Raw genomic sequence first — 11,360 nt, 5'->3', positions numbered from 1 at the left:
GTCGGTAGGGCGACCGGCGCCCCGGGCCCGGGGCGCGCCACGCAGGGCGCGGCGGGCGGCGGCGGGGAGGTGGCGGTGCCGGGTCACCGGTCGGAGTGCACTCTTCCGCGGCCCCGCGCGTTCGGCCGAGCCGGGCGCCCGGCACGCCCTACCGTGCCTCGGGAACGACCCGGGCGGACCGCCGCCCGGGTCCAGGCCCCACGGAGGAACCTTGACCACGACCAGCGGCCTCGCCGACCTCACCGGGGACTACGTCCTCGACCCCGCCCACACCCGGATCGGCTTCGTCGCCCGCCACGCCATGGTGACCAAGGTCCGCGGCGCGTTCCACGCCTTCGAAGGCTCCGCCCACCTCGACGGCACGGACCCGTCCCGCTCGTCCGGCCAGGTGGTGATCAAGACCGAGAGCATCGACACCGGCGTCGAACAGCGTGACCAGCACCTGCGCGCCAACGACTTCCTGGACGCGCCGGCCTTCCCCGAGATCACCTTCCGCAGCACCGCGGTCGAGGCCCGCTCCGACTCCGAGTACCGGGTCACCGGCGACCTCACCATCAAGGACACCACCCGCTCCGTCACCATCGACTTCGAGTACACCGGCAACGCCGTCGACCCGTACGGCAACCTCCGGGTCGGTCTGGAGGGCTCGGTCACCATCTCCCGCAAGGACTACGGCGTGACCTGGAACGCGGCCCTGGAGGGCGGCGGTGTCCTGGTCGGCGACAAGGTCGTCCTGGAGTTCGACATCTCCGCGATCAAGCAGAAGTAGCGGCGGCGGCCCCGGCCGGCGGCGCCACCGCACGGGAGACGGTCCTGCGGCCCGGACCACGACGTCCGGGCCCCACCCCGCGCGTCACCGGGAGGAGCAGCGGCGGCCCGTACCCGCCGCCGCGCCGGCGATGTCGTAGCCGCGGGCTACTCTCCGCCCCGTGAACGATCAGGTGTGGGTGGGCGTGCGGGAGCGGGTACGGGCGCTGGCCGCCGCATCAGGGGCGGGGTCACGTCCCGTGTTCGGGGCGGCCGGCCACGGGTTCCGGCTGGACCCGGTGCTGTCGCCCGCGGAGCTGGCCGAGTTGGAGGCGCAGATCGGCGTCCGGCTGCCTCAGGAGTACCGCACGTTCCTGCTGACGGTCGGCGCGGGCGGGGCGGGCCCGGCGTACGGGGTCTTCCCCGCGCAGCGCGAGGACGACGGGTGGCGGTGGACCGGCGACGGCGCCGACCTGGCCGACCGGTCCCGGCTCGCCGAACCGTTCCCGGTGCGGGGCCCCGACCCGGCGGTCCTGGAGAAGCTGTCCGGGGAGCGCCCCGAGGAGGAGGAGTTCGACGACGAGGAGGACTTCGACACGGCCTACGAGGACTGGGACCGGCGGTGGGCGGACGTGCTGTGGGACCCGGAGCGCACCGTCGGCGCGATCGCGATCTGTCACCTCGGCTGCGCCGGCCGACAGTGGTTGGTGATCAGCGGACCGGAGCGCGGCCGGATCTGGTCCGACGACCGGGTCGACGACGTCGACCTGGCCCCCCTCCTCACCGAACAGGGGCAGCCCGTGACATTCGCGCGCTGGTACCTGGACTGGCTCGACCGGGCCGAACAGCAGATCCGGTGACCACGCGCAGCCGGTGGCACCCACCCCGGCGCGCGCCCCACCCGCCACCGAACGGGCGGAGCCGAAGCGGCCCTTGACGGACGATCGGCCCCCGGTCGATCGACGAGCCGCCGGGTGGCACACCTCACACCGGAGATCCTTCCGATTCCCGCTCGGCCCGGCGCCCGGCGTGTCAGCCTGTGCGTCGCACGTAGTTGATCATCTGACGCATGAACGGGGACATCGAATGCCGAACAAGAAGGCCAAGTCGGCGCTGGTAGTGGCTGCGGCCGGCATGGCGCTGGTCGTCGGGGGCGGTACCGCCAGCGCGAACCCCAACGCGGCGTACATCGGGTACGGGCACGTCACCTCCGGGACCCCGGTGTGGTGCGTCCAGCAGATGCTCAACTTCATCGCCGACGCTCCGCACCCGGGGCCGTCCGCGCCCGGCAGGCTCGATCTGGACAGCTCCTTCGGTCCGGCCACCTACGCCATGGTCGAGTGGCTGCAGGCGGCCAACAACGCGCAGCCGAACGCCTCCCGGCTCGACGTGGACGGCGTGGTCGGCCCTGCCACCGGCACCGTCATCCTGAACTGGGCCGGCCAGGACCACTTCCGGGACTACTGCAAGGCGTACGTCCCCTCGTACTCGTAGCCGATCCGGCAGTGGCGGGGGCCCGGTCGCCGCGCGAACCGGACCCCCGCCACCCGGGCCTCGGCGGGCACCCGGGGCGGCCCTCCGTGCGCTCGTGTCACATCCCGCCCTGGCTCTCGACGGCGTCGGCCACCGCGATGGCTATCCCGAGTGCCTCCGTGATGTGGGTCGCGGCCGACATCACGCGTGCGGTGCCGACGATCGGCGCGATCGCGACCAGCACGTCCTGCAGTTGCTCCGCCGTCATGTGTTCGCTCATCGCCGGTTCGAGGTGGGCGAGGTAGGAGACGGCTGGTGCGTCCATCGCCACCAACGCCGCGATCCGGGTGAGGATCAGCGTGTCGGGGGCCAGGCCACAGCGTTCGATCGAATCGGCGGTCATCGCCGCGAGGGTGTCGAGGACGGGGGTCTCGGATGCGATTGTCATGTCAGACCATCTCCGCGGATTGTTCGGGTCGGTACCGGCTCATGTCGTGGACTCGTGCGACGCCGGCGGCCTCGCGGACGGCACGCCCCCGAACCGGGGGAGGCCGGGCGCTCCGGGGCCGGCGACGCGGTGGCTCCGGGTCGACGCGTGCGGCATCGGGGGCGACGCGTACGCTTCGCGGGCGGCGCGGTGGTGGCGTCGAGTTCGCCGCCGGTGACACCACGGCGGCGCCCCCGCGCGGCCCCGTCCTGGTGTGGAGCAGGTCGTCGGCTCGCATGACGACCGTCCGGGATCTCGTTCGAGGGGGATCCGGACCGCAAGCCCCGCCTTCACCGTAGGGCCGGCTCCATCGGCGGGTCATGGGCCGGACGGACCGCCGTCCTGGGCCGGACGGACCGCTGTGCTGGACCGTACGGGCCGACGTTCTGGACCGTACGGCTCAATCCGGGCGCCCCGGGCGGGCGCCCCGGAGTCGCCGGGCGGGCCGCGGCGGGGGCGGATGTGCCGCCGGAGCGTTCACGGAGGATCGTTGAAGGCAGCGGACCGACCCGCACCGGTCTCCTCCGAACCCGCCGGACCGGGCGGGGCCGCGGTCAGGCCGCACGTCCTGGAGGTCCCCGTGAACACCACTCCCGCATCCGGTCCCACCGGTCCGGTCGTCGTCGGTACGGACGGCTCCGAGCCCGCCCGCAAGGCCGTGCTCTTCGCGCTCCGCGAGGCGCAGATCCGTGGGGTCGGCGTGCGGGCCGTCTGCGCCTTCGGCGGCCGGCACGCCGAGGCGGCGGACCGGTCCATGACCGGCTGGGGCGGGAGCGGCGCGGCCGCGCCGCACCTGGAGGAAGCCGTCGCCCGCGACGTGTCGGACACGGTCGAGGAACTGCGGCAGCAGGTCGGCGAGCCGTACGTCGAGGTCGAGGTGCGCTGTGAGCGCGGCCGGCCCGCCGAGGTCCTGCTGGACGCGAGCCAGGACGCCGGCCTGCTGGTGGTGGGGTCCCGCGGCGCCGGCCGCTGGGGCCGGCTCTCCCTCGGCTCGACCAGCACCGAGATCGTCCATCACGCCCACGTGCCCGTGGTCGTCGTGCCGCACGACACGCAGGGCTCAGCCGGGTGAACGGGTGAGCCGGACCGTGAGCCGGCCTGTGAGCCGGACCGTCCGTGCCGCGTCCCCCGCCGGGGCCTCCGGGGCCCGGGGTCGCTCCGTCCCCGGGCTCGCCGCCGGTAGGGCACCGGCAGCCCGAGGGGCACCAGCGGTCACCACCCCGCGATTCTCCCCACGGCGAATCCCACGCAGCACACGACCATGACGGCGATCACCAGCAGCGGGATCCAGCCGGGCCAGGCCGTGTGCAGTTCGACGGACTCCGGCGTCGAGATGCCCGCGCACGTCGAGGCCTCGCACTCGGGCGTCTCGGTGGGAGGGCTCACGGGTACGGGGCGCTCGTGGGTGCGGCTCTGCTGGTCGACGGTCATGACGTGCTCCCGTGGTCGGGGATGTCCGGGGCGCCGGCGGTGAGGTTTCCCGGCGCGCACGCACTCGGCAGGCCGGGCCTCCCGGACCCGCCGGTGGCCCGGTGGATCATCGGCTCCCATGGTCGCTCCGCGAGCGCCGTCCCCCCAGTCGCACCGTTTCCGCAGCGTCATGCACCTCCGGCGGAGGGCAGCGCGCTCGGTCGGGTGGCACACCGTGACCCGCCGACGGCCCACTGCCCGCGCCGCCTGGACGGCGTCCCCGAGCTGCCGGCCGCGGACCGCGCCCGCGGGCGGTCACGTGCCGTGACCGCCCGCGGCCTTCCCACGCCCGCCTTCCCACGCCGACCGGCCCGCTCCGACCGGCCCGCCGTACCGCTACGCGCCGTCCAGCGTCTCCACCAGCGCCGCCAGGAACTCCTTCGGCCGCTCCAGCTGCACGCTGTGCCCCGCTCCCTCGATCACCGTTTCGCCGACCCGCCCGCCCGCGGCGGCGTAGCGCTCCAGGACGGCGCGGGTCTGCGCCACCATCGGCTGTGCCGGGCAGGTGTCGGCGCCGGGCCACCCCGGAACCGCACCGAGCGCGCCCAGGTGGGCCAGGTCGAAGAGCGAGGTGTCGGAGACGATCACGTCGGCCGAACCGCGGATCCACCGGATCGGTGGCTTCGGCTCGACCAGGTCCAGGTCGTCGATCCGGAAGTGGGTCGGCGCCAGCGAGTTGAGCACCCCTCGGTCGCCGGGCCCGAAGCCCGGCCAGGTGTCGCTCGGGCGGACGTCGCCCGGGTAGTGGTCCTCCCCGACCCGGGTGGCCAGCATCGCGGCCAGGTAGCGGTCCGGCTCGGCCAACGGCCGGCTGACGTAGGCGGTGTCCAGGACCGAGCGCGGCGCGAACGGCGACCCGGCGCCGAGTTCGCCCTCCCGCAGCAGCCGGACGAACTCCGGGGCCGCGCCGCCCGCGCCGGAACCCGCGCCGTCGGGCGAGTTGAGCCGTCCGTCCGCCCCGCGGGTGCCTCCGAAGCCGTACGGGGAGACCGGGTTGACCAGGGTGAGCGAGCGGACCAGCTCCGGCCGGTCGCGCAGCAGTTGCAGCACCACGCCGCCGCCCATGCTCCAGCCGACCAGGTGCACCGGGCCGAGGGCCAGCGCCGCCAGGAAGGAGAGCAGGTCCTCGCTGTGGTCGCGCAGGCCCCGGGTGGCATCGACCGGCAGCGGTTCGGTGCCGCCGAAGCCGCGCAGGTCGGGCGCCAGCGGGCGGTAGCGGGCGGGGAGTTCGGCCATGGTCGGGTGCCAGAAGACACCGGAGGAGACGTTGCCGTGCACCAGGACCACGGGTTCCCCTGTGCGGCCCTCGATCTCGGCGTAGTTCACGGTCAGTCGGTCGGTGGCGATCAGTCGGTCGGCGATCGTACTGTCGGTGCTCATCCGGGACGTCCTCAGTTCAGCCAGCCGGCGACCTGCGCGCTCGCCGCGCCGTCCCAGCCGAGTTCCAGGTGGTTGGCGAGGGTGATGAGCGCGGTGCCGCCGACGGTGCCGAAGCCGGTGGTGTCCAGCGCGCTGGACACGAAGACCACGCCGTCGCTGGGACCGCGGTTCTCGTTGAAGATCCCGAGGATGCCGGGCGTGCCGCCGGCCAGCAGGTACGCCGTCACCGAGGAGGGCACCCCGGCCCTGCGCAGCGGGGCGATCAGCGAGCCGGCGTCGATCGCGGCCTGGATGCCGCCGCCGTCGGTGTAGAAGCCCTGGCCGCCGTAGTAGGTCGTGTACCAGTCCTGCTGGGTCTGGTCGACGCCGAAGACCGAGTCCCAGCGGGCCAGCATCTGCCGCTGCCCGGGGTAGTCGTCGTAGCCGCCCGTCGGGGTGAAGGAGAACTCCGGGTGCGCGGTGTAGGTGCCGTAGCAGGTCATGTGCAGGTGCGGGGAGGGGGCGTTGACCGCGCCACCGCACTGCGGCCAGATCGAGAAGTCGTGCGCCCACCCGTGCGCGAAGGGGTAGTCGTAGCCGCCGTTCGGTCCGCCGAGGGTGATCAGCTTGCGCACGTCGCCCGCGTACGGGCGCCCCCAGGCCGGCTTGACGGAGGACACGTACGCCCGCGTCGACATCTCGCCCTTGCTCCAGCCCACCAGGTCCACCTGGGGGACCCCGAGCTTGGCGCGGATCAGTGCGACCGCGTCGCCGACCTCCTGGGCCTGCATCAGGTTGTCGCCCTGCTTGTGCGCGAAACCGATCGCGAAGACCCGGTAGCCCCGCCCGGCCAGGTACTGCATCAGACCGGTGTTCGGGCAGGAGGCGGCGCCGCAGCCGTAGCCGCCGGACTCGCCGGGATTGGCCCAGGCCCGGTCCGGGTTGTCGTTGGCGCCGTGGACCAGCAGGACCGGGACCTGGTGCGCGCCGGTGTTCCAGCCCGGGGCCGAGTAGAGCAGGAAGCGGCCGGAGTATGGCTGCTTGACGCCGCCGAAGAAGGTGAGCCGTTGCCCGTCCTGGTCGCCGCGGCCGTCCGGCGGGTACTGCTCCTGGCGGAAGCCGGGCGTGGTGTCGAGGTACCGCTCGACGTGGTCCCAGCCGTTGGCGACGCTGCCGTAGCTCCCCTCCAGGCTCAGGTTGGACGGCACCGCCGCCGCGGCCGGCCCTGACGGGACGACCGCGCCGATCAGCGCCAGCACGCCCGCGAGCAGCAGGCCCAGGCCTCTTCGCATACCCCGTTCACTCCTTCACGCCGAGGGTCCAGTGCGCGACACGCTACGGACGCCGGAGCGTGCGCCCCATGTCGGCGGCGCACACCCCGGGCGCCGAGGTGTGGCGGTCGGCCACCTGGCAAGGCCCCGTACTGCCCTCTCCCCCACCCCGGGCGCGGGCACCGCCGCGGGCCCGCCGCCGAGCGGGCCCGCTCGCGGGGTGCGGGATCGTTCCGGTCCGCCGCCCCGGCGCGTACTATCCTCGGATCCATGTCGAACTCTGATGCGCTGCTCGTCGACATCGCCGCGATGGTGGAGTCCGAGGGCAGCAACCAGATGCCCCTGACCGTGGTCGTCCCCGGGGCGGTCATCACCGGCCGGCTGGCACCGGAAAGCCTCTGGCACGAACGGGTGGCCGAAGTCCTCGCCGCCTCGGACCACTTGAAGCCCTTCGCCGCGTTGTTCCGGACACCCGCCACCGCCGACGGCGGGGACGCGGCACCACCCGACGTACGGCCCACCCACCTGCACCTGCACCTGGCCCGCATCCTGCAGGGCAGTTACGGCCTGCCCCACACCGGGGGCATGTACCGGATCGCCATCGAGGACATCAGCAGCTGGACGGTGGGAGACCTCAGCTACTCCGACCAGTGACACCCCGGCCACGCCCCACCCGTACCCGCGCCTGCACTCCGGGCGCGGGTACGCGCACGGGAACGGGTACGCGCACGGGCACGGCTGAGGCGCACCGGGGTGGGGACGTGACCGGCACCGCGCACCCGCGGCTCGGCGGAGTCCGGCCCGTGGGTGCCGCGCCGACGCCCGGGGCGTTCACCCCGTACCGATCCGGCGGCCGGTGACCTCACCGGGCCGGATCCGCACCCACAGCGGCCGTGCGCCGCCGGCCCACGGTGCGGCGCCCGGCAGCGCCGCGAGGCGCTGTTGCTCCTCGGGGTCGTCGATGTGATGGGCCTCGCCGAGGATCAGGACGCTCCAGCCGCGGCTGCGGTGGTCGTCGACGTGGTCCACCTGGAAGGAGGCGGGCGAGCCGTCGTCCGGGGCGGCCGCGCCCTTGGGGGAGGTGCGGTAGACGATCGTCGCGGCGTCCACCGCGTAGTTCACCGGGAGGACCACGGGGGCCGGCCCGAGGGGCAGGCCGACCCGGCCGACGCCGTGGGTGCCGAGCAGTTCCCAGCACTGGGGCCCGGTCAGGTGGAGCAGCAGCGGGCGCGGGCCGGGGTCCGCCTGTCCCGGCGGCGCGTCCGGGCGGTGGCCGCCGGACAGCAGTTCCGGCCGGGTCACCCCGAGCGCGGCGGCGATCCGGGCGAAGGCGGGCGGGTCGAACTCGGGCCCGGACCCGAGGAGTTGCCGCAGGTAGGCCGGCGCCATGTTCGCCCGGTAGGCCAGCATCCATTCGCTCAGGCCGAGTTGGTCACGGCGTCGGACGATCCGGCGGGCGACGGCGGCGGGATCGGGGTGTTCGGTCATGGCGACGGCTCCTCCGTGGACGGGGGTCACGGCCGGCAGGGCGCGGTCCTTCGCGTCGGCCGCCTGCCGGGGTGGCGGGCCCCCGGGTCCGGCCGGACGGCCGCCCCGCGGATCACGTCGGCCCCTGACACCGTGCCGAGCGGCCGGCCCCGGTCGTCGACGACCGGGACGGCGGGGACAGCGGGGACGACGGGAACGACGGGGACGGCGTCGCGGCGGACCGGCGCCGCGGCCTCCTCGACCGGTGTGCCGGGCCGGGTGGCGACGACCTCGCGGGTCAGCACGTCCTGGACGTTCCGGTGCTGCACGCTCCTCGCTCCTCCTGCGGTACCCCCGCCTTCACTGTCCGTCCGCCCGAGGGCTGCGAACAGGGCCGTACGGTCCTTGCCGCCGGGCCGGTCCGGCCTAGCACGGCGCAACCCGGTCGGCACACCACGGGGGCGGGGGCGCCGCGCGGCCGTGGTGCCCCGTGCGGGCGGGTGCCGGTCCGCCGAAGCGGGCCCGGCGGCGCGGACCGGCCCGCCGGGCGGCGTCGAGCGAACCGGCGTGCCCGTCCGCAGACTGGAGGCAGACCGGTCGGCACGGAGGTCACGTCGTGGCAGCAGACCCACCTGCGGGGCATCCCGACATGCCCGACCCGTGGACGCTCCGGTACGAGGGCTTCGATCCGGCTGCGGAGGGGCTACGGGAGGCGCTGTGCGCGGTCGGCAACGGGTACCTGGTCAGCCGGGGCGCCGCACCGGAGGCGGTGGCCGACGGGACGCACTATCCGGGGACGTACCTGGCCGGATGCTACGACCGGGCGGAGTCGACGGTGGCGGGCCGCGCGGTCACCAACGCGGACCTGGTGAACTGCCCGAACTGGCTGCCGCTGACCTTCCGGCTGCCCGGCGGGACGTGGTTCACCGGACCGCCCGCCCGGCAGACGCTGGAACTGGACCTGCGCCGCGGCCTGCTCACCCGCACCGCCCTCGTGGTCGACGAGCAGGGGCGGCGGACGCGGCTGGTGCAGCGCCGTTTCGCCAGCCAGGCCCGGCCGCACCTGCTCGCCCTGGAGACCACCCTCACCCCGGAGAACTGGTCGGGCCCCCTGGAGGTCCGTTCGGGCCTGGACGGCGACGTCGCCAACACCGGGGTCGCCCGGTACCGGGGGCTCGCCCGGCGCCACCTCGTCCCGGCCGGCCAGGGGACGGACGCGGCGGGGCTGCTCTGGCTGGAGGTCGACGCCGTCGGCTCGCCGTTGCGGATCGCCCTGTGCTGCCGGACGGCCGCCGGCCGGGCGGAGGTGGCGGCGGAGGTGGCGGCGGCGGTGACGGCGGAGGTGGCAGCGGAGTCCCGCGCGGGCTGGACGGCCCACCTCCTCACCGTGGACGCCGGGCCGGAGCGGCCCGTGACCGTCACGAAGACGGTCGCCGTGCACACCTCCCGCGACCGGGCGATCGAGACCCCGCTGCGGGCTTCCCGCCTGCTCGCCGCCGAGGCCGGCGACTTCGAGCAGCTGCTCGGCGAACACGCCCTGCGCTGGGCGGAGCTGTGGCGCCGCTGCGGGATCGAGGCCGACTTCGACGGCGCCGGCGCACTGCACCTGAACCTGTTCCACCTGCTGCAGACCCACACCGAGCACTCCGTCGACCTGGACGTCGGCGTCCCGGCCCGGGGACTGCACGGCGAGGCGTACCGGGGACACGTCTTCTGGGACGAGCTGTTCGTGCTGCGGCTGCTCGACCTGCGCTTCCCCGACCTCGCCCGCGCCGTGCTGCGCTACCGCCACCGCCGCCTCGACGCCGCCCGCCGCGAGGCCCGCGCGCTCGGCCTGCGCGGGGCGATGTACCCGTGGCAGAGCGCCGGCGACGGCCGGGAGGAGTCCCAGCAGGTGCACCTCAACCCCCTGTCCGGCCGCTGGCTGCCCGACCACAGCCACCTCCAGCGGCACGTCGGATCGGCCGTCGCCTACAACGTGTGGCAGTACTACCAGTCCACCGGGGACCGGGACTTCCTGGCCACGGCCGGCGCCGAGATGCTGCTGGAGATCGCCCGCTTCTGGTCCTCCGCCGCCGACTACGACCGGGACCGGGAACACTGGTCGATCCGCGGCGTGCTCGGCCCCGACGAGTACCACGACGCCTACCCCTGGGAGACGCGGCCCGGCCTGGACGACAACGCGTACACCAACGTGCTGGCCTCCTGGGTGCTGGCCCGCGCCCAGGACGCCCTGGACGTCCTGCCCGGCTACCGCCGCGACGAGCTGCGCGAGCGCCTCGCCCTCGACGCCGCGGAGCTCGACCGCTGGCAGGACGTCGGCCGGCGCCTGCACGTCCCGTTCCACGAGGGCGTCCTCAGCCAGTTCGACGGCTACGAGCGGCTCGCCGAACTCGACTGGCCGGGCTACCGGCGCCGCCACCCGGACCTGCGCCGGCTCGACCGGATCCTGGAGGCCGAGGGCGACACCGTGAACCGCTACAAGGCCTCCAAGCAGGCCGACGCGCTGATGCTCTGGTACCTGTTCTCCGCCCGGGAGGTGCGCGACCTGCTGCGGCGCCTCGGCCACCCGGCCGGCCACGAACTGCTGCGCCGCACGACCGACTACTACCTGCGGCGCACCGTCCACGGCTCGACGCTCAGCTCGGTGGTGCACGCCTGGGTCCTCACCCGCTCCGACCGCCGCGCCTCGTGGCACTACTTCCGGGACGCCCTGGTGGCCGACCTCCGGGACAGCCAGCACGGCACCACCGCGGAGGGCGTCCACCTGGGCGCCATGGCGGGCGCGGTCGACCTGCTGCAGCGCTGCTACACCGGTCTGGAGGTCCGCGAGGACGCCCTCTGGCTCGACCCGCACCTGCCCTCCGCCCTCCACCGGCTCGACCTGGACCTGCGCTACCGGGGCCACTGGGGCCTGGCGATCACCGTCGAGCGCCGAACGGTCACGGTGAGCCTGCGCGAGGACCGGCAGGAGCCCGTCCGTGTCCGGCTGCGCGGCACCGAGGTGACGATCCGGCCCGGCGAGACCCGGATCCTGCACCTCTGACGAGCCCGAACCGTGACGGGCCCGGGCTCGGTGCGCCGTC

At 74.7% G+C, this 11,360-nt stretch carries 12 protein-coding genes; 6 read left to right on the top strand and 6 right to left on the bottom strand.

The window, feature by feature from the left end:
• The first annotated feature begins 211 nt into the window (after positions 1-211).
• The 3 genes from ACFV04_RS29670 (at position 212) to ACFV04_RS29660 (ending at position 2,241) form a co-directional block, all read left to right on the top strand.
• Positions 212-769 carry a YceI family protein gene (locus tag ACFV04_RS29670; RefSeq protein ID WP_380533691.1) on the top strand — a complete coding sequence of 186 codons (558 nt, stop codon included), beginning with the start codon at positions 212-214 and terminating at the stop codon, positions 767-769.
• 160 nt (positions 770-929) lie between these two features.
• Positions 930-1,607: an SMI1/KNR4 family protein gene (locus ACFV04_RS29665; RefSeq protein WP_380335303.1), complete on the top strand. Its 678-nt coding sequence runs from the start codon at positions 930-932 to the stop codon at positions 1,605-1,607.
• Positions 1,608-1,833: 226 nt separating this feature from the next.
• A complete protein-coding gene (locus ACFV04_RS29660) occupies positions 1,834-2,241 on the top strand; it encodes a peptidoglycan-binding protein (RefSeq protein WP_380335300.1) in 408 nt (135 codons plus the stop codon).
• A gap of 97 nt (positions 2,242-2,338) precedes the next feature.
• Here ACFV04_RS29660 and ACFV04_RS29655 read toward each other — a convergent pair whose 3' ends face one another.
• Complete coding sequence (locus tag ACFV04_RS29655) at positions 2,339-2,668, bottom strand: carboxymuconolactone decarboxylase family protein (RefSeq protein ID WP_380335299.1); 330 nt, start codon at positions 2,666-2,668, stop codon at positions 2,339-2,341.
• Between the two features lie 619 nt (positions 2,669-3,287).
• On the opposite strand from ACFV04_RS29655, the gene ACFV04_RS29650 reads away from it, so the two are divergent.
• Positions 3,288-3,779 (top strand): universal stress protein, encoded by a 492-nt coding sequence (locus tag ACFV04_RS29650; RefSeq protein WP_380335296.1) that lies wholly within the window; start codon positions 3,288-3,290, stop codon positions 3,777-3,779.
• Between the two features lie 140 nt (positions 3,780-3,919).
• On the opposite strand, the gene ACFV04_RS29645 is transcribed toward ACFV04_RS29650, so the two are convergent.
• The 3 genes from ACFV04_RS29645 to ACFV04_RS29635 form a co-directional block, all read right to left on the bottom strand.
• Entirely contained in the window at positions 3,920-4,138 is a 219-nt protein-coding gene (locus tag ACFV04_RS29645) for a DUF6480 family protein (protein ID WP_380335293.1), read from the bottom strand.
• A gap of 375 nt (positions 4,139-4,513) precedes the next feature.
• The gene (locus ACFV04_RS29640; protein ID WP_380533688.1) at positions 4,514-5,557 is read right to left on the bottom strand and encodes an alpha/beta fold hydrolase; all 1,044 of its coding nucleotides are present in this window, start codon (positions 5,555-5,557) and stop codon (positions 4,514-4,516) included.
• An 11-nt stretch (positions 5,558-5,568) separates the two neighbouring features.
• Positions 5,569-6,828, bottom strand: a complete 1,260-nt coding sequence (locus ACFV04_RS29635) for an esterase/lipase family protein (RefSeq protein WP_380335288.1) — start codon at positions 6,826-6,828, stop codon at positions 5,569-5,571.
• A 249-nt stretch (positions 6,829-7,077) separates the two neighbouring features.
• Here ACFV04_RS29635 and ACFV04_RS29630 point away from each other — a divergent pair, with 249 nt between their 5' ends.
• On the top strand, positions 7,078-7,461 hold the full coding sequence (locus tag ACFV04_RS29630; protein ID WP_380335285.1) for a hypothetical protein: 384 nt from the start codon (positions 7,078-7,080) through the stop codon (positions 7,459-7,461).
• A 177-nt stretch (positions 7,462-7,638) separates the two neighbouring features.
• Here the strand turns inward: ACFV04_RS29630 and ACFV04_RS29625 are convergent, their stop codons facing one another.
• Both ACFV04_RS29625 and ACFV04_RS29620 read right to left on the bottom strand, forming a co-directional pair.
• Positions 7,639-8,295, bottom strand: a complete 657-nt coding sequence (locus ACFV04_RS29625) for a pyridoxamine 5'-phosphate oxidase family protein (RefSeq protein ID WP_380335283.1) — start codon at positions 8,293-8,295, stop codon at positions 7,639-7,641.
• A 26-nt stretch (positions 8,296-8,321) separates the two neighbouring features.
• Positions 8,322-8,603 carry a CBS domain-containing protein gene (locus ACFV04_RS29620; protein WP_380533685.1) on the bottom strand — a complete coding sequence of 94 codons (282 nt, stop codon included), beginning with the start codon at positions 8,601-8,603 and terminating at the stop codon, positions 8,322-8,324.
• Positions 8,604-8,923: 320 nt separating this feature from the next.
• Between ACFV04_RS29620 and ACFV04_RS29615 the strand changes: the two genes are divergently transcribed.
• Positions 8,924-11,320, top strand: coding sequence for a glycoside hydrolase family 65 protein (locus ACFV04_RS29615; RefSeq protein ID WP_380533693.1), 2,397 nt, complete (start codon positions 8,924-8,926; stop codon positions 11,318-11,320).
• Positions 11,321-11,360: the final 40 nt, after the last annotated feature.

The organism is Kitasatospora sp. NPDC059599 (assembly GCF_042735125.1).
GTDB lineage: Bacteria > Actinomycetota > Actinomycetes > Streptomycetales > Streptomycetaceae > Kitasatospora.
Note: the sequence above shows the minus strand (reverse complement) of the source record. Positions and strands in the feature narration are given on the sequence as shown.

Coding starts and splice junctions, on each gene's coding strand:
- ACFV04_RS29660 (WP_380335300.1), top strand. CDS start 1,834: ATGCCGAACAAGAAGGCCAAGTCGGCGCTGGTAGTGGCTGCGGCCGGC.
- ACFV04_RS29655 (WP_380335299.1), bottom strand. CDS start 2,668: ATGACAATCGCATCCGAGACCCCCGTCCTCGACACCCTCGCGGCGATG.
- ACFV04_RS29645 (WP_380335293.1), bottom strand. CDS start 4,138: ATGACCGTCGACCAGCAGAGCCGCACCCACGAGCGCCCCGTACCCGTG.
- ACFV04_RS29640 (WP_380533688.1), bottom strand. CDS start 5,557: ATGAGCACCGACAGTACGATCGCCGACCGACTGATCGCCACCGACCGA.
- ACFV04_RS29635 (WP_380335288.1), bottom strand. CDS start 6,828: ATGCGAAGAGGCCTGGGCCTGCTGCTCGCGGGCGTGCTGGCGCTGATC.
- ACFV04_RS29630 (WP_380335285.1), top strand. CDS start 7,078: ATGTCGAACTCTGATGCGCTGCTCGTCGACATCGCCGCGATGGTGGAG.
- ACFV04_RS29625 (WP_380335283.1), bottom strand. CDS start 8,295: ATGACCGAACACCCCGATCCCGCCGCCGTCGCCCGCCGGATCGTCCGA.
- ACFV04_RS29615 (WP_380533693.1), top strand. CDS start 8,924: ATGCCCGACCCGTGGACGCTCCGGTACGAGGGCTTCGATCCGGCTGCG.